Raw genomic sequence first — 25,470 nt, forward strand, 5'->3', positions numbered from 1 at the left:
CCCTCACGGAGTTTAACAAGGCTTTTCTCCGACCTGGCATGATAGTAGCGTTCTGGTTTCAAGCATTAACCTCATGCAAGCTGCTTCCGTATTGGCATGGTGCTTGTAAATGCAATTATCACAGTTAAACACAAGCCTCCTGAACCCTAAAGTTTTTAGTCATGAAAAAGGTCAGTGTAATTTTCGCCTTTGTAATTCTTTTCACCACTATTTTCAGTGGGTATGCGCAAGCGCAGAATAGAATTAGCTCTAGCGCCAAAGGCGCCGTGATTGGTGGTATTGGTGGCGCTGCCGCCGGTGCGCTAATCAACAAGAAAAACCGCGTAGTAGGTGGTGCTGTGGGGGGTGTTGCCGGAGGTGGCCTAGGCTACGCTATCGGCCGTAATGCTGATAACAAGCGCCGCGCCGAAGCTGCTCGCGTAGCCGCCGCCCGTCGGGCTGAGCAGCAGCGTGCCGCTGCGTATCGCAAAGGCTTAGCCCAAGGTGCTGCTCGTAGCAAGGCAAACACTGCCCTCGCTGCTGCCCCTGTAACGGCTGCTCCTGCCGCTGCTGCCCCAGCCATGATGAACAGCTTTGCTTCTCCCGGTGCTCCTAGCACGTTTGCCGTGAACTCGGCCTATTTGCCTAACTCGGCTTTCGGTCAGCGCGATGCTGCTTACCCTTCTTCGGAGGTGCGTCGTAAGAGCTGGTAATCTTTCTTTTATCTAATTGCCCAAAGCCCAGGTCGTAGTACCTGGGCTTTGTGTTACTTAGCATTTTCTTTCTCGTTCTGCTCTCTTACCAAACCCTTGTTTCCATGAAACCCTTTCTTGGCCTCCTACTAGGGGGCGCCTTGCTGGCCTCTTGCTCCGGTCCGAAAACTGATGCCACTGCTGTAAACGTGCAAACGCTCAACCAACAGTTCATTGGGGCTTGGAATGCCAAAAACACAGCCGCCCTCGATACGCTGCTGGCCGACGACGTACAGTACGCCCAGGGAGAAACGCGCTTCAACGGCAAGTCAGAAGTATCGGACAAGTGGGTGCGCGCTACCATGGGTACCATCTCCGACCTGAAGACCTACACCACCAGCACGGGTGCCGGTGATAATATTGCTTACGAGGCCGGCACGTTCTCCACGGATGTGCTGCCCGAAACTCCCGGCCAGCCCCACGGTGAAGGCGAAGGTAACTTTATCCTACTTTGGAAAAAACAAAAGAACAATAACTGGAAACTCAGCTACGTGCAGTTGGAAGGTTTACCCGTGAAGGTGCGCTAACCAAGTATACCTCGTTATAACCCATCAAACAAAAGAGGCCTGGCAGTACTGCCAGGCCTCTTTTGTTTGATGGTGGTAAAGCAATTACCTATTCAGGTGAGCCACCGCTGCCGCTAATGGCACCCTTCACTTTATCGGCTACGGTGCCAATTACCGTATCTGCCATGGTCATTTGTTCTTTTTGCGCGTGACCTTCGGGTACTGGAGGAGCCAGTTTGGGCTCACCGCCCAGCGGAGCGGCTTTTTTCAGGTGGAACTCGCCTTTGCCGTCAATGGAGTTGCCTTGCGTCCAGCGGCCGCCCTCGGTGGTTTGGTTGCCGATGTAGGTGCTCACGAAGGCGTAGTTGAAGTCTTTTACTTCCTCGCTTTGTGGGAAAGAGTTCGGGATGGGGTGCACGCCGTGAAGGCCGCCCAGTTCTTCCAGCACAGCCAACCACTGGTTTTGGTGCATGGTGTCACGGGCAATCAGGAAGGAAAGCATGTCTTTCATACCGGGGTCGTCGGTCATTTCCCAGAGCCGGGTAGCCAGCACCCGACCCGTACTTTCGGCCATCACGTTGGCGTACATATCGGCGGCCAGGTTGCCGCTGCCTACTACCCAAGAGCCGTTAAATGGTACCCCGTTGGAGTCAACGGCCATGGCTGCCATACCCGACGACAGGATGTGGCGCGGGTCCATGCCGCCCAGCACGGCGCCCACTACTTTATCCTTAGCAAACTCATCCTGCATGCTGGTGGGGGCACCTTCTAGGTTCAGGGCCACAGCCGTAGCCAGCATCTCGATGTGCGCCATTTCCTCGGTGCCGGTTTCCAGCAGCATGTCGCGGTACTTCACTGGGCCACGGGCACCCCAGGCCTGAAACATATACTGCAGACATACCCGTATTTCGCCTTCGATGCCGCCAATAGCTTGTTGCAGCATGCGCGCAAATGCGGGGTTGGGTTTGTCAACCCGGACTTTGTACTGGAGTTCTCGGTCGTGATAAAACATGAGGTGGTAAGATGATGGGTGAAAGGATAGTTCGCTAGGCCACTGCTTGTTATTAGTGGCCCTGAATAGCTATACGCCCTCCTCCCGCCTTCTTACCAGGCAGGAAATACGGGTTTTATTCCGCTTTTATACGGGTTCCCTTCCGTATATCTTACTACAATCTCGACCGTTTATAGGGTTTTGCTACTCCGCTACCCGCCGATCTATGTATTCTTCGCCATCATAAACTGGGGCCATATTCGCCGACTCTTCTTCGGTGAACAGGCGCGAGCGAATCAGAAACCGTACACCCAGCGGAATTTCCAAAGAAAAGCTTGCGCCCCGGCCTTTGGTCACGTCGACGGTGAGCTGCGTGTGCTTCCAGTACTCAAACTGCGAGGCGCTCATAAAGAAGTCGCAGCCGTGAATCTGGCCTAGCCACACATCGTTGGCACCCACCCGGAACTCGCCGGCCGCGAAGCACATGGGCGATGATCCGTCGCAGCAGCCACCACTCTGGTGAAACATGAGGGGGCCGTGCTCATCGCGTAATAAATCGATAGTAGCTTCAGCGGCGGCCGTTACCAGCACGCGTGGGGTGGGTTCAGTAGACATACGTAGGGGTCGGAGTTTACTTACAAACAGGCCTAGCGAGCTGCATATAGTACGCGCTTATGCGTAGGCCACTCTCAATTTGCTTTGAGTTTTCCGGTTCTTTCAGGGGCACGTTGATACGTGTAGACGGTGCCAGTTTCCAGGTTCTGCACGCGCACCCACCCGCGTTTCTGCTCTTTCAGATTGTATCGGATGTTATGCTTGGGGTCGTATAGAATGTGCCAATTGCCAGCACTGTCGAGGGTACCACCACTTATTTTAGGCGACGGCATGGGCACTGGCCTAGGTTGCGCGGCCAGCAACTCAGAAGAGAAGAGCTCTTCCGTTTTCTGCAGCTTCCAGTCGGGATTTTTCTGGCCTGGCACCGGCAATTTCTGCGCGTGAGCAGCGAGGCTGGTCAGGCCCCAAAGCCCGGTAACTATTGCGGCTAACGGAATAGTATGCATACTAGCTGAGATAAAATATTGCTCAGATAAAGACGTACTTACCTACAACAAGTTGCTATTCTTCAAGTAAATGAAACAACGTCTCACCACTCTGTAGTGATGAGACGTTGTTCTTTCCGCAGACTCCGGCGGTTACTGGCCTAGAAGAAGCCCAGCTTCTGCTGGCTGTAGCTGATGAGCATGTTCTTGTTCTGGCGGTAGTGCGAGAGCATCATCTTATGGTTCTCGCGCCCGAAGCCCGACGACTTATAGCCGCCGAACGGCGCACCCGCGGGATAGTCGTGGTAGCAGTTCACCCACACGCGGCCGGCCTGAATGGCGCGGGGCACTTGGTAGAGCTCGTGGGCATCGCGGGTCCAGACGCCGGCTCCTAGGCCATAAAGCGTGTCGTTGGCAATGGCAATGGCCTCCTCGGTGGTTTTGAAGGTGGTTACCGATAGCACCGGCCCGAAGATTTCTTCCTGGAAGATGCGCATTTTGTTGTGGCCCCGGAACACGGTGGGCTGAATGTAGTAGCCCTCAGCCAAGGCCCCGTCTTCCTGGTGGTAGGCATCGCCGCCGGTCAGCACCTCGGCACCTTCGGCCTTGCCAATTTCCAGGTAGCTCAGGATTTTTTCGAACTGGTCGTTGCTGGCCTGGGCACCCATCATGGTTTCCATATCCAGCGGGTTGCCCAGCTTGATGGCCTTCACGCGCTCAATCACGCGGGGCATCAGCTCGTCGTAAATGTCTTCGTGCACCAGCATGCGCGAGGGGCAGGTGCAGATTTCGCCTTGGTTGAGGGCGAACATCACGGCCCCTTCAATGGCTTTATCGAGGAAATCGTCGTCGGCATCCATCACCGACTTGAAGAAGATGTTCGGCGACTTGCCACCCAGCTCCATCGTCACGGGGATAATGTTTTCGGACGCGTACTGCATAATCAAACGGCCCGTAGTGGTTTCACCCGTAAACGACACCTTCTGAATGCGTGGCGACGAGGCCAGCGGCTTGCCCGCTTCCAGCCCGAAGCCGTTCACCACGTTTACCACGCCGGGCGGCAGCAGGTCCTGAATCAGCTCCATGAGCACCATAATGGAAGCGGGGGTCTGCTCGGCGGGCTTCATCACCACGCAGCAGCCGGCGGCCAGGGCCGGAGCCAGCTTCCAGGTAGCCATTAGCAGCGGGAAGTTCCAAGGGATGATCTGGCCTACCACGCCCAGGGGCTCGTTGATGTTCAGTGATAGTGTGGTTTCGTTCAGCTCCGTAGCGGAGCCTTCTTCGGCCCGAATAACGCTGGCGAAGTAGCGGAAGTGGTCTACCACCAGCGGGAGGTCGGCGTTGAGGGTTTCGCGGATGGCCTTGCCATTCTCCACGCACTCCACGGCGGCCAGGTGCTGCAGGTTTTGCTCAATCACGTCGGCAATCTTCATCAGCATGTTGCTGCGCGTGGTGGCCGAAGAATGCTTCCAGGTTTCGAAGGCTTTGTGCGCCGCATCCAGCGCCAGCTCAATATCTTCCTTGGTGCTGCGGGCTACTTTACAGAAGGCTTGCCCGTCAATGGGCGACGGGTTTTCGAAGTACTGACCTTTCACCGGAGCCACCCACTTGCCGCCGATGAAGTTGTCGTAGTGGGACTTGAACTTGGGCCGATCAACGAGAGTGGTGGGTTTTTCTAGGGTTTCCATGGTGCGAGTGGGATGTTGGTTTTGGATAATCCAAGCTAGGTTTCTTATTCCGGGCTACGGTTCACCTATCCTCTCACAAAAGCCACCTATCGTCGCAATGTGGTAGCATACTAAGTGATGACTCACTATCTTGTACTACCTGCGCGTTCATCCTGGCAAGAAAGTTTTACTAAACAGCCCATGCCTACCTCCCACCTGCCCGCTCCTATTGCTCTGCACCACCCCGACCAGCTCTCTACACTGGTGGAAAACCGCACAGTGTACGCGCTGGAAGCCTTCGAGCTGAACGTGTTTGAAACCCATCAGGCCGCGCACCGGGTGCCATTGAGCATGGGCAACTTGGTCCTGACTACTATGCTGCGCGGCAAGAAAATTATGCACCTGGCCGGGCAACCCGCCTTTGAATACCTGCCCGGCGAGTCGGTGATAGTGGGAGAGAATCAAACCATGGTGATTGATTTCCCGGAGGCCGATGAGGCTCACCCCACGCAGTGTCTGGCCGTGGCCATTCCTACCGATACCATCCGGCAAACCGTTGACCTGCTCAACGAACAACACCCCCGCGCCGAAGAGCACCTCCCCTGGCAGCTCGACACCACCGAGCATGCTCACTTCCAGAACACGCCCGAGCTTACCGGCACCCTAGAGCGCCTAGTGCAGCTCTCCCGCGACACGGGCCGCGTGAAGGATGTGCTGGCGGGCTTCACTATTCAGGAAATGCTGGTGCGCTTGATGCAAACCCAGGCCCGGCAGCTCCTCTTCCATAACTACGCCCAGCACCTCACCTCCCATCGCTTCGCCCACGTGGTGCAGTACATCAAGCAGCACCTCACTGAGCAGCTCACCGTGGAAAAGCTCAGCGAGCTGGCGTGCATGAGCAAAGCCACGTTCTTCCGGGTGTTTAAGCGCGAGCTAGGCCTCACCCCTGTCGAGTATATCATTCAGGAGCGCCTGGCCGAGGCCAAGCGCCTGCTTCGCAACCCGCTTTCAACCGTAGCCGATGTGTGCTTCCGGGCTGGGTTCAACAACACGGCCTACTTTCAGAAGCTGTTCAAGCAATACGAAGGCGTAACGCCTGGGCTGTACAAAAAGCAGTACGGCGTATAGCACCGGCTTCCGGCTTGCTGATACCAGCTTACCATGTTGGGCTAGGCCACCAAGTTGTTGCCAGCTATAACCTTCTGCGTCAGAAACCTGTTACTGAGGCCACGTAGGCCGTTGCTCTTTCTGCAGCGCCTCTTATTTGCCTCATGAAAGAAGTAGCAGCGGCTGAAGCTCAGCCTGTGACAGAGGACGTACGTCCTACCCCTTCCGCCCCCCTGGCTCCGGCACTGGTTTGGCTCATGGCTATTACCTGCGGCCTGGTGGTAGCCAACATTTACTATAACCAGCCCCTGCTGGCCGAAATTGGCCGCACCTTTGGCTTGTCAGAAAGCAACGTCAGCCTCGTGGCTACCATCACGCAGGTTGGCTACACGCTAGGCCTGTTGTTTGTGGTGCCGCTGGGAGATAAGCGGGAGCGTAAAGGCCTGACGCTGGTGCTGCTGCTATGCTCGGCAGTGTGCATGGCTGGAGCGGCTTTCGCTCCTACGTTTGCCCTGCTGGCCGCGGCCAGCCTGCTCATCGGCATTTTCTCGGCGGTACCTCAGCTCCTGATTCCGATGGCCGCCTCCCTGGCCAGCGACGAGGAGCGCGGCCGGGTAGTGGGCAAGGTGATGAGTGGCCTACTGATTGGCATTCTGCTCTCGCGCACCATTAGTGGGTATGTGGGCGCCCACTTCGGCTGGCGCACTATGTTCTGGGCCGGCGCCGGCGTAATGGTGGTGCTTACGGCCATTCTGGCCCGCATGCTGCCGCGCAACCAGCCTCAGTTTGCGGGTAGCTACGGTAGTTTGCTGAAGTCGTTGGGGACGCTCACAACGGAGCTGCCGGTACTGCGACGCTCGGCGCTGGTGGGCGCGTGCATGTTTGCCGGCTTTAGCGCCTTCTGGACTACCCTAGTGTTCTTCCTGGAAAGCCCCGCCTACCGCTACGGCAGCGATATTGCGGGCCTGTTCGGGCTTATCGGGGCCAGCGGGGCGTTTGCGGCGTCCTTCGCGGGCAAAAGCGCCGACACTAAAGGCGCTGACTACGCCCTCAACCTCGGGATTCTGTTGTTCCTCGGGGCTTACCTGTTGCTGGGCTTCGGGGGTTACTACTTGCTAGGCCTCATTGTGGGGGTAATTATTCTCGACATCGGCCAGCAGATGACGCACATTTCCAACCAGGCCCGCATTTTCACGCTGCGCCCAGAGGCTCGCAGCCGCCTAAACACCGTGTACATGACGGCCTGTTTCATCGGGGCTTCTATGGGCTCCTTCCTGGGCGGTATTGCCTGGGACCATTTCCACTGGACCGGCGTGTGTGGTGTAGGGTTGGGTTTTGTGGTGCTGGCCTACCTGCTAAACCGCTTTTATGGGCGCGCTGCTATTAGCCCGGTGGCCTAGGGCTAACTCTTGGTAGAGAAAAGGCGGGAGTAAGACGATAAAACTGCCCTATTGGAAGAGAAGAAAGGCCGGGAGCCCGCCCTGGGCAAGCACACGGCACACGGCTTGCAAGTAGTCAGGCAAGCACACAGTGCTACTTTCCTTTCCACTTCTTCCTTATTTCTTAAGCCATGAAAGCCTCCCTCTTTTCTCTCGTTGCCGCTCTAGGCCTGTTTGCTAGCTCTGCCTCCTTTGCCGCAGCTGCCCCTTCTGATCCTTACAAAGCCCGCAAAGAAGCCATCCGCTACGACCGCAAAGCCGAAGTAGAGCGGGCCCGGCGCGAAGCCGCTCAGCGCAAGTATGAACTGGAGCGCCAGCGCCAAGCTGCCGCCCAGCAGCGGGCCCGCCTAGAAGCCCAGCGTCGGCAGGAGCAACAGCGTGCCGCCGAGCGCGCCCGCTGGGAAGCCCAGCACCGCCACGATGACCACGGCCGCGACTACGGTTACCGTCGCTAATTCTCCCCATCCCTACTGTAACAGCAAAGCCTCGGCTACTCCGCCGGGGCTTTGCTGTATATAAGCCTGCTTGACCTATCGACGAGGTTGTCTGTTTGTTACAGCCTACTTCTTGCCTTGTGTTGATAGCCACCTATAAGCCTAAAAAACAGCATTGGAACTAGGCAATTTCATAATTACCCGCCCTGCTGGACCTTTCTGGCTACTGTTGGGGTTAGAACCAATACATTTACTCTTCTTAATAATGGGCAAGGCAGTGTGCATTGCTTTAGCATAGCATTGTTCCTGATGACCAAACCCCTCAAATTTGTCAACGCCAACCGCTCAACTTTCTTCGCCACCGTGCGCGAGCGGGTTGATGAGTACTTCCACAGCCAGGAGCTCTCCAGGCACGCCAATGGGGCCATGTGGGCTAAAACTATCTTTTTCCTGGTGGCGTTTGCCGGGCTCTATGGCTTGATCATCTCGGGTCAGTTTGGACCTTGGGTACTGCTAGGCCTGGCTGGGCTGCTGGGGGCTTGTTGCGCTTTCATTGGCTTCAATATTTGCCATGATGCCCTGCACGGCGCCTTTTCAGCTAACAAGCGGGTGAATAAAGTATTCAGCCTGCTCTTCAACCTGATTGGCGCCAACCCCTACGTGTGGACGATTACCCACAACATCGTTCACCACACCTATACCAACATCCCTGGCCACGACGAAGATATTGAGGTGGCCCCGGGGCTGATTCGATTGTCAGAAGAAGAGCCCGTGCGACCCTGGCAGCGTTTTCAGCATGTGTACGCCTTCCCGCTGTATGGCCTAGCGTCGCTCTCCTGGGTACTGCGTAAAGACTACATCAAGTTTTTCAAACCCCAAATCGGGCAGCACCCTACCCCACGGCACCCGCGCAAGGAGTACGTCAATCTGTTCGTTTACAAGGCGCTCTACTATCTGCTGTTCATTGTGCTGCCGTTGGTAGTGTTAGATATTACCTGGTGGCAGTTCATCATCGGTTTTTTAACCCTGCATTTGGTAGAAGGGCTGGTGCTAGGCCTGGTGTTTCAACTTGCCCACGTGGTAGAAGGTACGGCCTTCCCCTCTCCCGATGAAACGGGTGATGTACAGGAGGCCTGGGCCGTGCATCAGCTCCGGACCACGGCCAACTTTGCGCCCCGCAGTGCCATAGCTGGCTTCTTGTGCGGCGGCCTAAACCGGCAGATTGAGCACCATCTGTTTCCGCGCATCTGCCACATTCACTATCCGGCCTTGTCCAAAATTGTGCAGCAAACGGCTCTTGAATTTGAGCTTCCGTACCTGGAAAACCCTTCCTTCCTCTCTGCGCTTCGCTCCCACTACCGCATCCTGCACCAGCTTGGCCGTGCCGCCTAAAGCGAGTGTTGCGCACCATCTTCCAGGCCTCTAGTAGTCCTAAACAGCAAAAGCCCCGGCCATTGGTCGGGGCTTTTGCTTTACTCGATACGCTGAAACTGCCTAGGCCTCTAGGCGGCTAATGCACAGCTCCAGGCTTTCGCGCCAGTGCGGAATGGATACGCCGAGTTGCGCTTTGGCTTTCGACTTGTCCATTACGGAATACGCCGGGCGGGTAGCCTTGGTAGGGTACTCGGACGTACGGATTGGCAGCGTCCGGACGGTGGTATTGCTCAGCTCGAAAATGGCCTTTGCGAAGTCGTACCACGAGGTCAGACCCTCGTTGCTGTAGTGGTAGATGCCGTACTGCTGGTTCTGCGTCTCGGTGATGGTGAGGATGCAGCCCGCTAAGTCAATAGCATAAGTGGGTGTGCCTACTTGGTCCCAGATAACCTTCATTTCGTCCCGCTCGCGGCCATACTTCAGCATGGTTTTCACGAAGTTGTTGGCATACTCAGAGTAGAGCCAGCTGGTGCGCAGGATGAAGAATTTCTCGGTGTACTCGGAAATTACTTGCTCGCCTTCGAGTTTCGTGAGGCCATATACGCTGATGGGCGCGGCCTCATCGGTTTCCGTGAGGGGCTCGTTGCCGGTGCCAGCAAACACGAAATCAGTGGATATCTGAATGAGCGTGGTACCGAACTCGGCGCATTGCTTGCTGAGGTTGGCTACCCCATCACGGTTTACTTTGCGGGCAATGTCAACGTCATCTTCTGCCTTATCTACGGCAGTATAAGCAGCGCAATTGATGCAGTAGGCGGGTTTGTGCTCGGCAAAGGCGGCATGTAATACCTCTGGCTTCAGAATATCGGCCTGCTCCTCGGGCAGAAACACGATGTCAGTAATGCCTCTTTCTTTTGCCACATGCTGCAGGCACTGCCCCAGCTGACCAGATGCACCAAAAACGATTATTTTACTCATTACTGCGGAGAGATTTAGGGTAAGCGTTAGGCCGAGAATACGGCGCAGACGGCTATCCGCATGATGCGGCCATCTGCTATTGTTTCGGCCGCAATTTAGGGTTTTCACCTATCGGCCAACCAGCAAATTTCCACTCTCCTTGTTACGGTTATGTTTAGGCTGCTCCTAGGCCACTATCCTGCGTAGAGCTGGCCACCTGCTATTGTAGCACACAGTGTCACTTCACTTACTGGCCTAGAGCCGGTTGGCTGCCGGGCGGGCGCTTGTTTTTGATGGGCTCAAAGCGCTGCTCCCGGGGCTGCTTTTCACTGAGGTAACGCCAGTAGCGCAAGGGCATGTGACGGCGGTGCAGCTTCATGTTCTTGCGTTCCGGAATGTTCACGTGGTCGAAGTAAGACTGCCAGAGCAGCTTAAACAGCGGCTCCCGCTCATCAAGCACGGTGGCTGAAATATCGGTGTTGCGCTGAGCTGTGTTGGTTTCAAACTCTACCACATCGGTGCGTGTAAGGTCGTAGTAGAGGCCGTAGCGGCGGCGCTTGTCAAATATCAGCCAGCGCTGGTCGGCGTAACGCTTGGTGAAGTGGGGCGCAATGAGCGGCAGCACGTCAAAGTCGGGGTCAATAGTAGCGTGGAAAAGCTCGTCGCTGGTTTTTTCGAAGCGCACAAAGGCCTCCATGCGGTGCTTCTCGCGGTACATCTGCTGAGCAATGTGGGCCACTCGGCGCACATTCTCGTCGGTGTAATTGTCGGAAATGTCGCGGCCGGTGCGCATGGCCAAATCGGCGTAGCGGAAGATGAGCAACTCACGGTCGGGCTGCTCACTGAGGAACGTGTGAAACAGCCGGGTGCGAGCCTCCTGGTCCATGTGCCGTAGCAGTCCCTCCCACACGCGGGTGGCAGTAGCCTCGTCGGTGTCAATTTCTACTGGCTGCGCGAAAAGGCCGCCCTGCACCGTACCAAGTGGCTGAATGGTATTAGGGGCCGCTTTGCGGTCATAAATGGCAAACAGCACCGAAAGCAGCCCTTCAAACGACCCATCATACACGTAGTCCAGCGGCGGATTGGTCAGTGCCGTTACATTTGACCGAGCTGCGCCGCCAGCTCCTGCGGCAGCCGGTGTTGAGGAAGTTGAACGACGGGTTGGCGTGAGAGAACGACTCATGGATGCTGGTTCAGTCAGAAGAAGTAGGCTCTGCAGCCAGAAACTCTAGAAGTAGCTTGTTCACCGCGGCGGGCTCCTCCTGGTGCAGCCAGTGAGTGGCTGTATCGAAGTAGGTCAGCTCGGCATTATCGCACTGGCCTACGCTTAACTGCGCCAGCTCCGGCTCCAGAAAAGCATCTTGGCGGCCCCACAGCATGCGCACCGGAATGGTAATGCGCCCCACCTGGCCTACGCGCTTGGCTTTACGGAAAGCAGCGCGGTACCAATTAATCATAGCGCTAAGGGCGCCACGCCGAGACCATGCGGCTACGTAGTGCTTCAGATCATCGCGGGTAAACGTGCCCGGGCGGCTGGTCCCGCGCAAAGCGCGACGGCCAAACTGAAACTGCCGCCGCCGAAACAGCCGCTCGGGTAGCCAGGGCAGCTGAAAGAAGAATATGTACCAACTCTTAACCAACTGCCCGGGTGCCCGGCGCAGCGCCTGGCCTAGCACCGCCGGGTGCGGCACATTCAGGATAGCTACGCGCTTCAGCCGCTCCGGATGATGCGCTGCCAGCCACCACGTTACAGCCGCACCCCAGTCGTGCCCCACCACAAAAGCTTGTTGCTCTCCCGCCGCATCTAGCAAGCCTAGCACATCGGCACCTAGCTGTTCTATGCGGTAGTCTTGCACCCGTGAGGGCTTGTCAGAGAGGTTATAGCCACGCTGATCGGGAGCCCATACGCGGTAGCCGGCGGCGGCCAGCGCTTCTATCTGATGGCGCCAGCCGTACCAGAACTCCGGAAAGCCGTGCAATAGAATCACCAGCGGCCCCTCGGCCGGGCCACACTGCACCACATGCAGCGTAATGCCGTTGGTGCGAACGAAGGTATAATCAAGTTCATAAGCCACCCTCTCTCCTACCACTTCCCCAGGGCCGGGGTTGCGCGTAGTAGCCGTTTTCTATGCAGCCTCCGAGCGCTGCCCCTGCTTGGTAGCGTGGGCCCGGGCAGCTTCCTGATGCAGCTGCTGTACCAAGGGAAGTAAATCAGCGAGCTTACAGCAACAGGCAATCCGGGCTACTTTCATAGGTTTGGCGGCTTTAGCAGAGGCGGCCGACGCGTCGGCGGCGCGATGAGAGATAGTCATTGTGGTGGTAGTTAGGAATGAGCTACTAGGGTGTTATTGGTGAGTATGTTTTCAGATTACTTTACTGATCAGCCACTTGCGCCTGCGCTCCACCTCTCCTTCTCCTTTACTCTTAGCACATATCCCAGCGGTGGGTCAACTGGCTTGCGCGAACAGGTCTAGCTGCTGCGTTACCAGAGCCGAGCGTACCGAGCCCGCCCCAAACAGAATCTGGCGGCGAATGGTCTGCTCATCGTAGTCGCGCTTCTCCAGGGCCTGGCCGCGGCACGTGATGAAGTAGCGGGCACGCTTGAGCACCACGCCAAACTTCTGCAAGTGGTCAAGGGTGATGGGAGAAAAGCGCCGGGCGGCTACAATGCGCTTAGCGGAGCGGGCACCCACCCCCGGAATGCGCAGAATCATCTCGTAGTCGGCGGTATTGATATCTACCGGGAACACGTGGCGGTTGCGCAGGGCCCAGGCCAGCTTGGGGTCCACTTCCAGGTCCAGGAAAGGATGCTCGGGGTCCAAAATTTCATCGGCCTGGAAACCATAGAAGCGCATCAGCCAGTCGGTTTGGTAGAGGCGATGCTCCCGAATCAGAGGCGGCTGCGTGAGTTGGGGCAGGCGCGCGTCGTCAGTAATCGGGATGTAGCCGGAGTAGTACACGCGCTTCAGGCCATAGCCCTTGTAAAGCGAATCGGTGAGCTGAATGATCTGGTGGTCGTTTTCAGCTGAGGCGCCCACGATGAGCTGCGTGCTCTGGCCAGCCGTGGCAAACTGGGGCACCTTCTTAAATAGTGCCTTCTCTTCCTTATTCTGCTGAATGCCGTCCCGGATTTGCGCCATCGGCGTCAGAATCTCCTGGTAGTTCTTCTCGGGGGCCAGCGTGGTCAGGCTCATCTCCGAGGGCAGCTCAATGTTCACGCTCAGGCGGTCGGCGTAGAGGCCGGCTTCCTGGATCAGCTCCTCCGAAGCACCTGGAATGGCTTTCACATGAATGTAGCCATTGAACTTATGCTCGGTGCGCAGCTTTTTGATAATGCGCACGAGGCGCTCCATGGTGTAGTCGGGCGAGGAGAAAATGCCGCTGCTCAGGAACAAGCCCTCAATGTAGTTGCGGCGGTAGAAGTTCATGGTCAGGTCCACCACTTCGTCCACCGTAAAGGCGGCGCGCTTTACATCGTTGCTCTTCCTCGACACGCAATAGGCGCAATCGAAAATGCAGTGGTTGGTAAGCAGAATTTTCAGCAGGCTCACGCAACGGCCGTCCTCGGTGTAGCTGTGGCAGATGCCCATGCCTTCAGCATTGCCCAGGCCCTTGTTCTCGTTTTTGCGCTTTCCGCCGCTGCTGGAGCACGATACATCGTACTTCGCGGCATCTGCCAAAATACTTAGCTTTTCCTGGATACGCTCGTTCATGCGGGGCGGTTTGTCGGCTTAAAAATAGCAGCTTGCGGCGGATTGCGCAATATATCTTAAGACTAATTTCGTTAGAAATGTTCCCACTACTGTCCGCTTTCTTCCTAGCACTACACAGTTTCTTTAGCAAGTAAAATGCGGTTGGCTACTGCGGGAAATCAAGCATAAAACTGGGTTAAGCTGTACCTTGCATAAGGGTAGCTGCGGGCTATTATTGACCTATGAAGTATCTGGTGTGTTTGGGGCTGTTTTGGTGGCTAGTAGGCCTAGGCCTCCCTGTGCCCGCCGTTGCCCAAACTACCCCGGCTGCCGCTCCCGCCGATACCATTACCCGCCCAGCCGCCCGACGCGACTCTCTGCGCCGCCGCTTCGATGAGGAGCGCATGCTTAATAGCCTTAAAGCCTACACTAAGCGTAAGACCATTGCCGGGAAAGCTGCCTCCGCGCTCTTCAACTTTACGGAACGGCGCGAGGACAAAGCCGGGTTGGATGCCGTGCTGCTGGACCGCCAGTTTGATCAGCACAGCTACAAAATTGTGCGGAGCATCAACATTCGCACCCTCGATGCCTTTGGGTTCAGCATTACCGACTCTACGCGCGTTCCGCGCAACATTCTGGAGAAAACTGGCAATACCTTTCATATCAAGACCACTCGCTCGCGCATCCGGCAGGTGCTGTTATTTCGGGTGGGCGATGAGCTAGAGCCGCAGGATTTGTCGGAATCGGAGCGCTTGCTGCGCCAAACGTCGGAAATTCTGGATGCTCGGGTATTTGTGAACGAGCGCACCTCCACGGCCGACAGCGTTGATATTCAGGTTATCACGAAGGACGTGTTTAGCATCAGCGGCTCTTTTCAGCTGCGCGATGTAGGAGCCGGCGGCATAGGCCTACGCGACATCAACTTCCTAGGCCAGGGCCACCAGATCCGGAACCGCCTAGACTATGGCCGCACCGACACGGGCCCGGGCGCCCAAAGCTGGCGGTACATTGGCAGTTACCTGGTGCCGTTTCGCAGCTTCTTTTATGGGCAAGCGTTGTATCGTAATGAGACCCGCAACGAGGAATCTACCCTGCGCTTCAGCCGCGACTTTTACTCGGTAAATACGCGCTACGCCGGCTCAATCAGCTACCGGCGCGTGAACGGCCTGGTGGCCACCTCCGGCGACGGCTCCGAGGAAGACCCTTACGTTTTCAAGGCCCAGCGCTACAACGTGCAGGACGCCTGGCTGGGCCGGGCCTTTCACCTGCGCAGCTACGATTTGGGGTACGAGAACCCCGGCCGCCTGATTGTCTCGGCTCGAAATATCCGCACCAGCTTCGACAGCCGCGCCTATCCCAATGATTACAACTCCAACCTGATGTTGGGCACTATTGGGTACAGTGTGCGCCGTTACTACAAGGATAAATACTTGTTTGGCTTTGGCCGCACCGAAGACATCCCCACGGGTACGCTGGCCAGCCTCACCACTGGCTATGAGTTTAATGAGCGCAGCAACCGCCGATACTATGGTGCCCGACTGGCCTACGCCCGCTACAGCCCCCAGCATGGCTACCTCTATGTGAACGGAGAAGTAGGCAGCTACCAGCGCGTGTACGACCAAGACTGGCAGCAGGGCTCGGTGGGCTTAGAGCTGCTGTACTTTACGCGCCTCTACCACACCGGCAACTACCAGTGGCGCCACTTCCTCTGGACGCGCAACATCATTGGGGTTAACCGGCAAGTAGGCGAGCGGCCCCTAAGTATTGAGGGCGAGCATGGCCTACGGGGCTTCCGGCCGGGGGAACTGTTGCTGGGCACCAGCCGGGTAGTGCTAAACTACGAAACGACCATGTTCACGCCGGTCTCGTTTTTAGGCTTCCGGATGGCGGCTATTGCCTTTGCCGATATTGCCTGGCTGAACGCCAAAGACCCAGAACGGCCGCTGCCGCTTTATGATGCGCCCTACACGGGCTTCGGGATAGGCCTACGGTTCCGGAATGAATACGCCGCGCTGCGCACCTTCCAGATTTCCTTCGGTTTCTACCCGCGCGGCATGAGTACGCCTAATGGCATCCGCATCTTCGAGAACTCGCGGCCGTACTACGACTTCAGCGACTTCAGTTTCGGCCAGCCAGGGGCAGTGCGCTATCAGTAGCAGGCGTAGATTAAACCGGCCGGTCGGGCGGGCGTAGGCCTGTAGTGGCCTAGGCTGCATTCCTCATTTTCAAAAGTACCTTTGCCCAACGGCTCAGGGTGCAAGTAGCACTTGTGAGCTACCGAGCAATAATCGGAGAACTATGAACCTTGGTGATTTCAACGAACTGGAAGTAGCCCGCGAGGTCGACTTCGGCATGTACCTTACTTCTGACGACGGCGACCTGCTGATTCCACGCAAGTACATCCCCGAAGGCACCCAGGTTGGCGACGTGCTGCGCGTATTTGTGTACCGCGATTCTGAGGACCGCCTTATTGCTACCACGCTGGAGCCGTATGCCCGTGTAGGCCAGTTTGCTGCCCTCACCGTCCGCGACGTTACTTCTACCGGAGCTTTCCTTGACTGGGGCCTGGAAAAAGATCTGCTCCTCCCTTACAGTAACCTACGCCGCAACCTGCGCCCCGGCGAGCGGGCCACGGTGTTTGTGTACCTCGATGACACATCTGACCGCATTGTAGCCTCTGCGAAGTGGGAGTGGTTTCTGAGTGATGCCCCCTTCCCTGGCAAGGAGGGCGATGCCGCAGAGCTTTTTGTGGCCGAAGAAACCGATTTGGGCTATAAGGTGATTGTAGATGGCACCCACCAGGGCCTGCTCTACCACAATGAAGTGTTCAAGCCCCTACGCCTCGGCGACGTGCACACGGGCTACATCCGTCAGATCCGGCCCGATGGCAAGCTCGACCTGAGCCTGCAGCGCATCGGTTACGACGAGGCTCTAGCCGCTGCCGACACCTTGCTTGATGCTCTGCGCCAAGCCGGCGGTACCTTACCCCTCGGCGACAAAAGTGAGCCCGACGCTATTTACCGGCGCTTAGGTATGAGCAAGAAAGTCTTCAAGAAAGCGCTGGGCACTCTCTACAAGCGTGGTCAAGTGCAACTAGAGCCCGAGCAAACGCGGTTGGTTGCGGGCAAATAATGTAAGAAGGGGCTTTCATATTAGTCCCTACCTGGCAGCGAGGGTACACCCGGAATAGTTGTTCGGGTGTACCCTCGCTGCCAGGTAGGCCACTTGCGGCTGACTCGAGCCCGGAAATTCACGTGCAGGCAACGCTCAACTGACTTTCCGTATCTGCCGGGGCAATGGCGCACCGATCTGCAGTCGGTTTACGTAGTCCTCATACGCGCCGGAAGTCACTTCATCACCGCCGTGCGCGGGTTGTCATGCAGAAAACCGCTCTCATTGCCGGGGCTAGTGGCCTAGTGGGCAGTCAGCTCCTGCCCTTGCTCCTTGCCTCCGACCGTTATGCCCGCGTCATTGCCGTTAGTCGCCGCCCGCTTCCTATAGTGCACCCCAAGCTGGAGCAGCGCATCTTCGATTTCGAGCAGCTGGAGGAACACCGCCTGCAACTCATTGCCGATGATGTGTACTGCTGCCTGGGCACTACGCTGCGGCAGGCGGGCAGCAAGGAAGCGTTTTACCAAGTAGATTTTTTGTATGTAGTAAAGCTAGCTGCCCTTACGGCTGGCAACTTTGCGGCCCAGTTTTTACTTGTATCTGCTATGGGCGCCGATGCTACTTCGCATTTCTACTACAACCGGGTGAAGGGAGATACGGAGGAGGCCGTGCGCCAAGCTCCCTTCCGGGCCATCCATATCTTCCGCCCATCCTTACTGTTGGGCCAACGCCCTAAAAAGCGCCTTGGCGAGCAAATTGGTGCTATTCTACTCCGCGTTCTGCAACCCGTTTTGATAGGCCCCTTGCGCCTTTACCGGGCCATTAGCGCCGATGCCGTAGCACGCGCCATGTTGCGGGCCGCTGAGGATGATGGAGGTGGTATCCGTATTCATTCCTCCGAGGCAATTGCTCGCGAAGGAGATAGGTAGCGAAAAGAAGTGGGTGAAATTCGAAGGCAACTTGTACTTTTGCCGGAAGTCCACTTTTCCTCTTTATCTATTTTCACGCATGAAGCGTCTGGTTTTAGTTTTGTTGTTCCTGGGTTTACTGGGTAGTGTTGAAGGAGCGTACGCGCAGAGCAAGAAAAAAAGCAGCGGTGGCGGCGGAGCTGGCTACAGCACGGGCATAGGCCTACGCGGCGGCGGCTGGTCGTCGGGCTTAACGTTCAAACACTTTTTGAGCGGCAAAAACAATGTGGCTTTCGAAGGCCTTCTGACGCGTGAATACGCTGCCCGTGGTGGCCGCCTGACGCTCCTGCTGGAAAAGCACGTGCCGGTTTCTGACTTCAAAGGCCTGCAGTTCTACTATGGCGCCGGAGCCCACATTGGCTCCTACCAAGGCCGCTACTACTTCACCGACTCCCGCTATCTGCGTGGCAAAAAGTACGATTACTATCGTAACTACTGGTACGATGACACCAACTACATCGTGGGTGGCGCCGACCTGATTCTGGGTCTGGAATACAAAATGGAAGACCTACCCTTCGTGATTGGTGTTGACTACAAGCCTTTCTTCGAAGTATTTGATGGCTACACCGGCTTCTACAACGACGCTGCCGTGAGCCTACGCTTTGCTTTCTAGGCCACTAAAGGCTACTCTACAATCAAACAAAAAGCCCTCCTGCGCTTGCAGGAGGGCTTTTTGTTTCACCTTTACTTACCTCACGCGGTAAGAACGGTGCGGACGCACATTGTAGCTATTGTAGTAAGGCCGTTGGGCCGGCACTACCACTTGGCGGCGGGGCTGCACCATTACTGGCCTACGTGGCTCAACCACTACTACCCGGGCTGGGCGCGGACGGTAGTAGGGCCTAGGCCTATAGGGGTAGCCATACCCGTAACCATAGCCGGGATATGGTGTGGGGGCTGGCCCTACTACTACGCCAGGCTGAGCGGTGGCTACGCAGCCGGTGAGAGTGGCTGCGGATAGTATAAGAGCCAGAAACAAGGCAGGAAATTTCAGGTAGTTTTTCATAGGGCAGAGAGGTCACCTAATGAGTGACTGATCTACCTGTTAGACGACTGGAAAATCCTGGGGTTTAATGGCATAAGCTAAATTTCATAGCTTAACCCTCTGGCTATTACCTCGGCAGAAGCCCTTCTAAACAGTATGCCTTACCCATCCTGAAATTATATAACATACTCTATATAGCGCCTCTGTGCAATTAGCCTAGAGGGAATAAGGCTTTCTGCTCCATTCTTTGACACATTATTCTGATCATCAGCACGCTACGTATTCTATAATAACATTAAGCAAAACCTATATAAATCAAGAAGCCGAGGCCTACACTACGTGTACACCTCGGCTTCTAAACGAGAACTACCTTATAGTAGGGCTTATTTCTTCTTGCTGCTATACTCAGCATTCAAATGCTTGAGCACTGGAGCAGTTATGTCTAAATCTTTGCGGCCGTAGGCAATGGTGCCGCTGGGGGCAGCAATCAGAATGAGGCGGTACCCGTTCTGCTTGCCGTACACTTCAACTTGCTTATTGATGCGCTCCAGCACTTGCTGGGTCATTTTGCCTTCTTCTTCTTGGGCTTGGCGCTGCAGTTTTTCCTGCTCTTGCGCCACCTGCACTTGGCGGCCCTGCAATTGCTGCTCGGTGCTAGCGCGCTGCTCGGCCGTCATGCCAGCCGCCTGCTGCTGATACTTCTGCACGGCGCCTTGGAAGCCTTGCACCAGTTTCTGGTTTTGGGCTTCCCAGCGTTTAGCTTTTGCCTCAAAGCTGCGGCGCGCATCTTTCATGCCTTGGTAACCATCCAGCAACTTGCCCGACTCTACGTAGGCCACCTTGTCGGTGTCGGCTACCGCGGTGAGGTCGGCGGGCTCTTCAGTGGTAACGGGGGTAGCCGTTGAGTCATTCGTTTTTACTGCGGCCACGGGCTTACGGGCGGGGGCAGCGGCAGGCTTGTTGGCAAAGTGCAGGTAAAATAAAACCGCGACGGCCAAGACCAGTACCGCGTTAATTACCAGTTGAAGAGAGTTTTTCATTCGAGAAATAAGAGAGAAACAAAGCTGCTCCGTAAGCAGCGCTGGTCAAAGAAACGAAAAAAGCCCCGCTGATTGTACTAGGCCGGAGTTTCAATGTCCATCTGCGGGCTCCTCGTCCTCATCCGACTCCTCCACTTCCAGAGGCTTCATGGGCTTCTCATCGTAAGGCGCTGCCAAATCAACCCGGCTCGGCGACAGATCAGTGCGCCCTACGTGTACCAGGGCATCACCCTGGTTTACCACTGGCATATGGTTGAGGCCAATGATGTAGCCCGTTACCGGCGACTCTAGGCGCACGGAGTTTTCCCCGTACGGGTCCGCCACTGAGCCATACACTTGTCCTTTCTCGATGTAGTCGCCCAGGTGCACATCGCTGCGGAAAAGCCCCGCGTAGCGTGCCCGCAGCCAAGTAGAGCGCATGCACACCACGCTGGCCGCTGCCGCAGGCGGGGCATTTTCTACCATTCCCAAATGATGAAGCACCCGGAACGTACCGGCAATGGCCATCTCAATTCCCGCCTCATCTAAGCGCAACGACTCACCCGTTTCGTACACAATAATGCGGCGGCCTTCCTGCATGGCGGTTTCGCGCAGGGAGCCGGGCCGCAGGGAAGCATGCAGGGTGAAGGGAGCCGCAAATGCCGCAGCCAGGGCGTCGGTTTCCTCGTCTTGGTGCAACAGGCAGCGCACCTGTGAAATGTTGGCCCGGGCCGCGCCTCCCGTGTGAAAATCAATGCCGTAATCTATAAGGGGCATGATTTCTCGCATGAAGCGATGCGCCACACGACTGGCCAACGACCCCCGTGGGTTCCCGGGAAACGACCGGTTCACATCTTTACCATCGGGCACTTCCCGCGAGAAGTTCAAAAACCCATAGATGTTGAGAATAGGAATGGCAATGACAGTTCCGCGCAGGGGGTGCAGCAAGTTGCGCCGGATCATGCGCCGGATGGTTTCAATGCCGTTTACTTCGTCGCCGTGCATGCCGGCCATGAGCAACACCGTAGGGCCCGGCTCCGTGGAGCGGAACACATGCACGGGAATGTCAATTACGGTGCCCGATGGCAGCCGGGAGATAACCAACCGAGTAAGCACAGACTGCCCCGGTTTGATGACCAGACCATTGAGCAATAAATCGGTAGGCGCGGCAGAGGAATCAGTTACCAAAGCAGTACAGGGCAAGGTGTAGCACTACAGCTCACACCAATTCGGTGAATATACCGAAGCTGAACTGTTGAGCAGACCTTATCAGCGTCAATTATCATTCCAACCGAATATAGGCCTAGGCCAGTAGCTTGTCAGCCTGAACTTGTAGTAGCTATTTGTGCCAGCTATGAAGCATATCATCCCAAGCAAAAGCAATGCATCTGGTTAGGGTAGCACGAGGCGCTAGGCCAGTTGTACTACCCTTAACCAGATGCATTGCTCTAGCTCAGGATGACGTGTTATTGCTTTAGCTAAAGACTATAGCGGCTCCTGTAGGCCTACCTTTCCTGGCTAGTCCGCCTGAGTGTCAGGCAATACCTCCGGAGTAGAGGTGGTAACCGCTTTAGGTTTCGACTTCTTTTTCTGGGAGAGTTGCTCGGTGTACTCAATGATTTTGCCGGCAATATTGAGGCCAGTGGCTTTCTCAATACCTTCTAGGCCAGGGGAAGAATTTACTTCCAGCACCAGCGGCCCACGTTTGCTCTGCAGCATGTCTACGCCCGCAATACCCAGGCCTAGCGCTTTGGTGGCGAGCAGGGCGGCTGCCTTCTCGGCCCGCGAAAGTTTTACCAGCGTACCGGAGCCGCCGCGGTGCAGGTTGGAGCGGAACTCGCCCTCCTTACCCTGGCGCTTCATGGCGCCCACCACTTCCCCATTCACCACGAAGGCCCGGAGGTCGGCCCCCTTGCTCTCCGCAATAAACTCCTGCACAATAATGCGCGCCTTCAGGTTGTGGAACGCCTCAATTACCGACTGCGCCGCTTTAGCCGACTCAGCCAGTACTACGCCCAAGCCCTGGGTACCTTCCAGTAGTTTAATGATTACCGGCGCGCCACCCACTTGCTGAATCATGGCGGGCACTTCATCGGAGTAGTTGGTGAAGGCCGTTTTGGGCATGCCCACGCCGGCCCTACTCAAGATCTGCATGGAGCGGAGCTTGTCGCGGCTGCGCACAATGGCCTGGCTTTCCACGGCCGTGCGCACCTTCATCATTTCAAACTGCCGCACCACGGCACAGCCATAAAACGTTACGGAAGCTCCAATGCGGGGGATTATAGCGTCAAAGCCTTCCAGCTTATTGCCTTCGTATATGATACCAGGCTTACCTTTTTCAAGAACCAGGTTACAGTGCAGATGGTCTAGGACCACTGCCTCGTGGCCGCGTTGTTCAGCGGCTTCCACGAGGCGCGTCGTCGAGTATAGCTTCGGCTCACGCGAGAGAATCGCCAGTTTCATTAGATAGATGCTTGGAGGAGGATAGTAGAGCAGAAGCGCGCCGCAAAGATACAGGGCGCCCCGCAAGCGGCACGGCTTCTAGCCAGCAGCTATTTGACTTTTATACGACAGATTCAAACGAGCTACATCGACCACTAAACGGGCCTGACGCAGCAACACACGCCCAATAAGCACCGGATACTTCATATCGGAGCGGTCAGAAAGCGAAAACTCCGTGCTATAGTCTTGCCCAAACAGCCGAATAGCGGCCTGAATTACGTACCGTTTCTGCACCTCGCCATTGGAGCTCCGAATGTCGCGCAGGGAGAAGTTGGCGAATTTCATGTGCATGCCGTCAAAATTGGGATGCAGCGTATCAAGCAGCTGTACGTGCAGGTAGTGCTGGCCATCTGGCAGGGTTTCAACGCGAATGTTAGAGCAATGAATAGCTCCGGTATAGGCTCCGGTGTCCACCTTGGCCTCCACTCCCCACAACTGGAAAGCAGGAAAATCAACCAGTTCCCGTCGCCCCACCATTCGCTTCGGCTCACGTTGCTTTTTCATGAGCGGCAAGTAAGGGTGAAATTGTGAGATGGTGAAATGGAAGTGGTGAGTTTACGATGCAGCTCTGATGAAGAGGCCTAGGCCACTACCTGCTTACCCTTTGTAGCTAATACGATAAACGGCATCGTTCTGGTCATCAGAAACGAGCAAGGAGCCGTCGGGCAGCACCAGCAAACACACGGGGCGCCCCCAGGCTTGCTTACCCTGCAGCCAGCCTTCGGCAAAGGTCTCGTAGCTCTGGGCTTGCTTGCCCGTAGCGTCAAGCCGCACCAAGCTGATGCGGTAGCCTAGCTTGGTGGTGCGGTTCCAGGAGCCGTGCTCAGGAATAAAGATTTGGTTGCGGTACTGGGCTGGAAATTTCTTGCCGGTATAAAACTTCATACCTAACGCAGCCACGTGAGGCCCCAGTTTACGGGCGGGCTTAGCGTACGTAGCCACCGATTTACCCTTGCCTAGCTCGGGGTCCTGCACATCGCCGGCGAAGTAATACGGAAAGCCGAAGTGCAGCCCGGGCTTGGGCGCTCGATTCAGCTCATCAGCGGGCAGATTGTCGCCTAGCATGTCGCGGCCGTTGTCGGTAAACCACAATGCCTTATCCTGGGGGCTCCAGTCGAAGCCTACCGTGTTTCTCACACCATATGCAAAGGTTTCTAGGCCAGTGCCATCGGGGTTGAGGCGGTTGATGGTGGCATAGATGGGCTCTTCTGGCAGGCAGCTGTTGCAGGGCGCACCTACCGGCACGTACAGCTTGCCATCGGGCCCGAAGGCGATGTAGCGGTAGCCGTGCCAGTCTTTATTGGGCAGCTTATCATAGACCACCGCCGGCTTGGGCTTCTGCTTCAGGCGCTGAGCTATGTTGTCGTAGCGCAGAATGCGATTGATTTCAGCTACATAGAGCGCCCCATTGCGCACAGCCACGCCGTTGGGCGAGTTCAGGCCGGTGGCAATGGTAACTACTTCATCGGCCCGGCCATCTTTGTTGCGGTCGGGCAAGGCATATACTTTATCGTCTTTGGTCCCCACGTACACGGTACCATCGGGGCCTACCGCCAGTTCGCGGGCGCTTTTTACGCCCTGGGCAAAGTAGCTGATAGTGAAGCCGGCGGGCAGCTTGATCTTACTGAGGTTTACATCAGCGGCAGGAGTGGCCGGCTTGGGAGCCAAAGCCGTGAGGACCAGTGGAGCCAGCAGCAGGGGAAAGAAACGGCGCTTTATCGTCATACCAACCCAACCCTCAGCCCAACCGGAAGGTTGCAGGGCGGCGGTAGTTTGTGGCCTAGTCTACACCAAGTGGCCCGCCCCGCACAGACGGAACGGGCTGGTCTGAAGCCTTGCCGATTACTACAGCTGGTTGGAACGCTGGCGAAGGAGCCGCTCGTATTCCCGCTCCGAGAGTTGCCCCCGCTCCATGTTGCCATAGGTAGAGAAGCCTTGAATGGCCACCCCAATACCCCAGAACAGAGTAGACCACACGGGCCAAGGAAGGGGGCTGAAGCTACGGTCGGTCAAGGCCCAGATGCTCCACAACAGCAGGTTAACCGTGACGTAGGTAAACAGATGTGATTTGAAGCGGGCACGGGCTTTAGCCATACGCCACAGGTGGGGGTCGCGAGCAGGAGTTTCCATGAGTAGAGGAGTTTGGCGTGGTTGAATGCTCAAACCTATAGGTTCCGCCTTCATTCCAGAATTCATAGTTAACCAAGCAGCAATACTGACACCTGAAGTGTTGAAAAACTAGGTTGAACCGTGGAAACGCCACCTTAACCAACGCCAATTACCCCGTCGTATATGGCTACACAACCTCATCTCCCACCTCATGCCTACCCCCTCTCCCGCTACCAACTGGCGCATCCAAGCACGTTCCTTCGGCCGTATCCTGCTGCACCGCGGCGACATTACCCGCATCGATACCAAGGCCATTGTGAATGCGGCCAACTCTAGCTTGCTGGGGGGTGGTGGCGTTGATGGGGCTATTCACCGGGCCGGGGGCCCCGAGATACTTGAGGCCTGCCGGAAATTACGTGCTAGCCACTACGGGAGTGGCCTAGTTACCGGCGAGGCCGTACTTACTACGGCTGGCCGCTTGCCCGCGCGCTACGTTATTCATACGGTAGGGCCCGTGTGGAACGGCGGGCACCTGCACGAGCCAGAGCTACTGGCCAACTGCTACCGCAACAGTCTGCAACTGGCCCAAGAGAAAGGAGTAGCCAGTGTAGCCTTTCCCAGCATTAGTACGGGCATCTATGGGTACCCCAAGCCAGATGCTGCAGCCATTGCCGTGCAGGAAGTCAGGCAGTTTATGAGGCTGCACGCGCAGCCCCAAGAAGTGGTATTCGTGGTCTTCGACGAGGAGAGCTTTACCTTATATGAGCAGGCGCTTCAATAGCCTAAGCGGTTCTTTTTCACGATTTTCTTTGCGCAGAAAATGGTAACTTTAGAAACC

27 protein-coding genes are annotated in these 25,470 nt (G+C 56.4%); 11 read left to right on the plus strand and 16 right to left on the minus strand.

The window, feature by feature from the left end:
• The first annotated feature begins 161 nt into the window (after positions 1-161).
• On the plus strand, positions 162-692 hold the full coding sequence (locus EU557_RS04985) for a glycine zipper 2TM domain-containing protein (RefSeq protein WP_135529290.1): 531 nt from the start codon (positions 162-164) through the stop codon (positions 690-692).
• Positions 693-796: 104 nt separating this feature from the next.
• On the plus strand, positions 797-1,258 hold the full coding sequence (locus tag EU557_RS04990; protein WP_135529291.1) for a YybH family protein: 462 nt from the start codon (positions 797-799) through the stop codon (positions 1,256-1,258).
• An 88-nt stretch (positions 1,259-1,346) separates the two neighbouring features.
• On the opposite strand, the gene EU557_RS04995 is transcribed toward EU557_RS04990, so the two are convergent.
• The 4 genes from EU557_RS04995 to EU557_RS05010 all read right to left on the minus strand — a co-directional run bounded on the left by EU557_RS04995 (position 1,347) and on the right by EU557_RS05010 (position 4,956).
• Positions 1,347-2,249: a manganese catalase gene (locus EU557_RS04995; RefSeq protein ID WP_135529292.1), complete on the minus strand. Its 903-nt coding sequence runs from the start codon at positions 2,247-2,249 to the stop codon at positions 1,347-1,349.
• Positions 2,250-2,432: 183 nt separating this feature from the next.
• Complete coding sequence (locus EU557_RS05000) at positions 2,433-2,843, minus strand: DUF779 domain-containing protein (protein ID WP_135529293.1); 411 nt, start codon at positions 2,841-2,843, stop codon at positions 2,433-2,435.
• Between the two features lie 74 nt (positions 2,844-2,917).
• Complete coding sequence (locus EU557_RS05005) at positions 2,918-3,289, minus strand: hypothetical protein (RefSeq protein WP_135529294.1); 372 nt, start codon at positions 3,287-3,289, stop codon at positions 2,918-2,920.
• Between the two features lie 140 nt (positions 3,290-3,429).
• On the minus strand, positions 3,430-4,956 hold the full coding sequence (locus tag EU557_RS05010) for an aldehyde dehydrogenase family protein (protein ID WP_135529295.1): 1,527 nt from the start codon (positions 4,954-4,956) through the stop codon (positions 3,430-3,432).
• A gap of 180 nt (positions 4,957-5,136) precedes the next feature.
• Between EU557_RS05010 and EU557_RS05015 the strand changes: the two genes are divergently transcribed.
• The 4 genes from EU557_RS05015 to EU557_RS05030 all read left to right on the plus strand — a co-directional run bounded on the left by EU557_RS05015 (position 5,137) and on the right by EU557_RS05030 (position 9,307).
• Positions 5,137-6,063 (plus strand): AraC family transcriptional regulator, encoded by a 927-nt coding sequence (locus tag EU557_RS05015; protein ID WP_135529296.1) that lies wholly within the window; start codon positions 5,137-5,139, stop codon positions 6,061-6,063.
• A gap of 143 nt (positions 6,064-6,206) precedes the next feature.
• Positions 6,207-7,442, plus strand: a complete 1,236-nt coding sequence (locus EU557_RS05020) for an MFS transporter (RefSeq protein WP_245326165.1) — start codon at positions 6,207-6,209, stop codon at positions 7,440-7,442.
• A gap of 170 nt (positions 7,443-7,612) precedes the next feature.
• Entirely contained in the window at positions 7,613-7,936 is a 324-nt protein-coding gene (locus EU557_RS05025; protein WP_135529297.1) for a hypothetical protein, read from the plus strand.
• A gap of 288 nt (positions 7,937-8,224) precedes the next feature.
• On the plus strand, positions 8,225-9,307 hold the full coding sequence (locus tag EU557_RS05030; protein WP_135529298.1) for a fatty acid desaturase family protein: 1,083 nt from the start codon (positions 8,225-8,227) through the stop codon (positions 9,305-9,307).
• A 102-nt stretch (positions 9,308-9,409) separates the two neighbouring features.
• Here EU557_RS05030 and rfbD read toward each other — a convergent pair whose 3' ends face one another.
• From rfbD to EU557_RS05055, 5 genes are all read right to left on the minus strand, one after another.
• A complete protein-coding gene (rfbD, locus tag EU557_RS05035) occupies positions 9,410-10,267 on the minus strand; it encodes a dTDP-4-dehydrorhamnose reductase (protein ID WP_135529299.1) in 858 nt (285 codons plus the stop codon).
• A gap of 226 nt (positions 10,268-10,493) precedes the next feature.
• The gene (locus tag EU557_RS05040) at positions 10,494-11,429 is read right to left on the minus strand and encodes a TIGR03915 family putative DNA repair protein (RefSeq protein WP_135529300.1); all 936 of its coding nucleotides are present in this window, start codon (positions 11,427-11,429) and stop codon (positions 10,494-10,496) included.
• Positions 11,430-11,439: 10 nt separating this feature from the next.
• The gene (locus EU557_RS05045; RefSeq protein ID WP_135529301.1) at positions 11,440-12,321 is read right to left on the minus strand and encodes an alpha/beta fold hydrolase; all 882 of its coding nucleotides are present in this window, start codon (positions 12,319-12,321) and stop codon (positions 11,440-11,442) included.
• A gap of 51 nt (positions 12,322-12,372) precedes the next feature.
• Positions 12,373-12,558 carry a hypothetical protein gene (locus EU557_RS05050; protein ID WP_135529302.1) on the minus strand — a complete coding sequence of 62 codons (186 nt, stop codon included), beginning with the start codon at positions 12,556-12,558 and terminating at the stop codon, positions 12,373-12,375.
• Between the two features lie 135 nt (positions 12,559-12,693).
• Positions 12,694-13,959: a putative DNA modification/repair radical SAM protein gene (locus EU557_RS05055; protein ID WP_135529303.1), complete on the minus strand. Its 1,266-nt coding sequence runs from the start codon at positions 13,957-13,959 to the stop codon at positions 12,694-12,696.
• 221 nt (positions 13,960-14,180) lie between these two features.
• On the opposite strand from EU557_RS05055, the gene EU557_RS05060 reads away from it, so the two are divergent.
• From EU557_RS05060 to EU557_RS05075, 4 genes are all read left to right on the plus strand, one after another.
• A complete protein-coding gene (locus EU557_RS05060; protein ID WP_135529304.1) occupies positions 14,181-16,094 on the plus strand; it encodes a BamA/TamA family outer membrane protein in 1,914 nt (637 codons plus the stop codon).
• A gap of 142 nt (positions 16,095-16,236) precedes the next feature.
• A complete protein-coding gene (locus EU557_RS05065) occupies positions 16,237-17,070 on the plus strand; it encodes a CvfB family protein (protein WP_135529305.1) in 834 nt (277 codons plus the stop codon).
• A 245-nt stretch (positions 17,071-17,315) separates the two neighbouring features.
• Positions 17,316-17,978: an NAD-dependent epimerase/dehydratase family protein gene (locus tag EU557_RS05070; protein ID WP_135529306.1), complete on the plus strand. Its 663-nt coding sequence runs from the start codon at positions 17,316-17,318 to the stop codon at positions 17,976-17,978.
• A gap of 79 nt (positions 17,979-18,057) precedes the next feature.
• Complete coding sequence (locus EU557_RS05075; protein ID WP_135529307.1) at positions 18,058-18,630, plus strand: hypothetical protein; 573 nt, start codon at positions 18,058-18,060, stop codon at positions 18,628-18,630.
• A 75-nt stretch (positions 18,631-18,705) separates the two neighbouring features.
• Here the strand turns inward: EU557_RS05075 and EU557_RS05080 are convergent, their stop codons facing one another.
• The 7 genes from EU557_RS05080 to EU557_RS05110 form a co-directional block, all read right to left on the minus strand.
• The gene (locus EU557_RS05080) at positions 18,706-19,023 is read right to left on the minus strand and encodes a hypothetical protein (RefSeq protein ID WP_135529308.1); all 318 of its coding nucleotides are present in this window, start codon (positions 19,021-19,023) and stop codon (positions 18,706-18,708) included.
• Between the two features lie 362 nt (positions 19,024-19,385).
• Positions 19,386-20,042 (minus strand): OmpH/Skp family outer membrane protein, encoded by a 657-nt coding sequence (locus EU557_RS05085; protein WP_135529309.1) that lies wholly within the window; start codon positions 20,040-20,042, stop codon positions 19,386-19,388.
• Between the two features lie 90 nt (positions 20,043-20,132).
• Positions 20,133-21,209 carry a succinylglutamate desuccinylase/aspartoacylase family protein gene (locus EU557_RS05090; protein WP_135529310.1) on the minus strand — a complete coding sequence of 359 codons (1,077 nt, stop codon included), beginning with the start codon at positions 21,207-21,209 and terminating at the stop codon, positions 20,133-20,135.
• A gap of 330 nt (positions 21,210-21,539) precedes the next feature.
• Positions 21,540-22,484 carry a 30S ribosomal protein S6--L-glutamate ligase gene (gene rimK / locus EU557_RS05095; protein WP_135529311.1) on the minus strand — a complete coding sequence of 315 codons (945 nt, stop codon included), beginning with the start codon at positions 22,482-22,484 and terminating at the stop codon, positions 21,540-21,542.
• Positions 22,485-22,562: 78 nt separating this feature from the next.
• Complete coding sequence (locus EU557_RS05100; protein ID WP_135529312.1) at positions 22,563-23,027, minus strand: ATP-dependent zinc protease family protein; 465 nt, start codon at positions 23,025-23,027, stop codon at positions 22,563-22,565.
• A 93-nt stretch (positions 23,028-23,120) separates the two neighbouring features.
• Complete coding sequence (locus EU557_RS05105; RefSeq protein ID WP_135529313.1) at positions 23,121-24,248, minus strand: PQQ-dependent sugar dehydrogenase; 1,128 nt, start codon at positions 24,246-24,248, stop codon at positions 23,121-23,123.
• A 120-nt stretch (positions 24,249-24,368) separates the two neighbouring features.
• Positions 24,369-24,653, minus strand: a complete 285-nt coding sequence (locus EU557_RS05110; protein WP_135529314.1) for a 2TM domain-containing protein — start codon at positions 24,651-24,653, stop codon at positions 24,369-24,371.
• Between the two features lie 190 nt (positions 24,654-24,843).
• Here EU557_RS05110 and EU557_RS05115 point away from each other — a divergent pair, with 190 nt between their 5' ends.
• Entirely contained in the window at positions 24,844-25,413 is a 570-nt protein-coding gene (locus EU557_RS05115; RefSeq protein WP_135529315.1) for an O-acetyl-ADP-ribose deacetylase, read from the plus strand.
• The last annotated feature ends 57 nt before the right edge of the window (positions 25,414-25,470 follow it).

The organism is Hymenobacter wooponensis (assembly GCF_004745865.1).
In the GTDB taxonomy this organism is placed as follows: domain Bacteria; phylum Bacteroidota; class Bacteroidia; order Cytophagales; family Hymenobacteraceae; genus Hymenobacter; species Hymenobacter wooponensis.

Coding starts and splice junctions, on each gene's coding strand:
- EU557_RS04985 (WP_135529290.1), top strand. CDS start 162: ATGAAAAAGGTCAGTGTAATTTTCGCCTTTGTAATTCTTTTCACCACT.
- EU557_RS04990 (WP_135529291.1), top strand. CDS start 797: ATGAAACCCTTTCTTGGCCTCCTACTAGGGGGCGCCTTGCTGGCCTCT.
- EU557_RS04995 (WP_135529292.1), bottom strand. CDS start 2,249: ATGTTTTATCACGACCGAGAACTCCAGTACAAAGTCCGGGTTGACAAA.
- EU557_RS05000 (WP_135529293.1), bottom strand. CDS start 2,843: ATGTCTACTGAACCCACCCCACGCGTGCTGGTAACGGCCGCCGCTGAA.
- EU557_RS05005 (WP_135529294.1), bottom strand. CDS start 3,289: ATGCATACTATTCCGTTAGCCGCAATAGTTACCGGGCTTTGGGGCCTG.
- EU557_RS05010 (WP_135529295.1), bottom strand. CDS start 4,956: ATGGAAACCCTAGAAAAACCCACCACTCTCGTTGATCGGCCCAAGTTC.
- EU557_RS05015 (WP_135529296.1), top strand. CDS start 5,137: ATGCCTACCTCCCACCTGCCCGCTCCTATTGCTCTGCACCACCCCGAC.
- EU557_RS05020 (WP_245326165.1), top strand. CDS start 6,207: ATGAAAGAAGTAGCAGCGGCTGAAGCTCAGCCTGTGACAGAGGACGTA.
- EU557_RS05025 (WP_135529297.1), top strand. CDS start 7,613: ATGAAAGCCTCCCTCTTTTCTCTCGTTGCCGCTCTAGGCCTGTTTGCT.
- EU557_RS05030 (WP_135529298.1), top strand. CDS start 8,225: ATGACCAAACCCCTCAAATTTGTCAACGCCAACCGCTCAACTTTCTTC.
- rfbD (WP_135529299.1), bottom strand. CDS start 10,267: ATGAGTAAAATAATCGTTTTTGGTGCATCTGGTCAGCTGGGGCAGTGC.
- EU557_RS05040 (WP_135529300.1), bottom strand. CDS start 11,429: ATGAGTCGTTCTCTCACGCCAACCCGTCGTTCAACTTCCTCAACACCG.
- EU557_RS05050 (WP_135529302.1), bottom strand. CDS start 12,558: ATGACTATCTCTCATCGCGCCGCCGACGCGTCGGCCGCCTCTGCTAAA.
- EU557_RS05055 (WP_135529303.1), bottom strand. CDS start 13,959: ATGAACGAGCGTATCCAGGAAAAGCTAAGTATTTTGGCAGATGCCGCG.
- EU557_RS05060 (WP_135529304.1), top strand. CDS start 14,181: ATGAAGTATCTGGTGTGTTTGGGGCTGTTTTGGTGGCTAGTAGGCCTA.
- EU557_RS05065 (WP_135529305.1), top strand. CDS start 16,237: ATGAACCTTGGTGATTTCAACGAACTGGAAGTAGCCCGCGAGGTCGAC.
- EU557_RS05070 (WP_135529306.1), top strand. CDS start 17,316: ATGCAGAAAACCGCTCTCATTGCCGGGGCTAGTGGCCTAGTGGGCAGT.
- EU557_RS05075 (WP_135529307.1), top strand. CDS start 18,058: ATGAAGCGTCTGGTTTTAGTTTTGTTGTTCCTGGGTTTACTGGGTAGT.
- EU557_RS05080 (WP_135529308.1), bottom strand. CDS start 19,023: ATGAAAAACTACCTGAAATTTCCTGCCTTGTTTCTGGCTCTTATACTA.
- EU557_RS05085 (WP_135529309.1), bottom strand. CDS start 20,042: ATGAAAAACTCTCTTCAACTGGTAATTAACGCGGTACTGGTCTTGGCC.
- rimK (WP_135529311.1), bottom strand. CDS start 22,484: ATGAAACTGGCGATTCTCTCGCGTGAGCCGAAGCTATACTCGACGACG.
- EU557_RS05100 (WP_135529312.1), bottom strand. CDS start 23,027: ATGAAAAAGCAACGTGAGCCGAAGCGAATGGTGGGGCGACGGGAACTG.
- EU557_RS05105 (WP_135529313.1), bottom strand. CDS start 24,248: ATGACGATAAAGCGCCGTTTCTTTCCCCTGCTGCTGGCTCCACTGGTC.
- EU557_RS05110 (WP_135529314.1), bottom strand. CDS start 24,653: ATGGAAACTCCTGCTCGCGACCCCCACCTGTGGCGTATGGCTAAAGCC.
- EU557_RS05115 (WP_135529315.1), top strand. CDS start 24,844: ATGCCTACCCCCTCTCCCGCTACCAACTGGCGCATCCAAGCACGTTCC.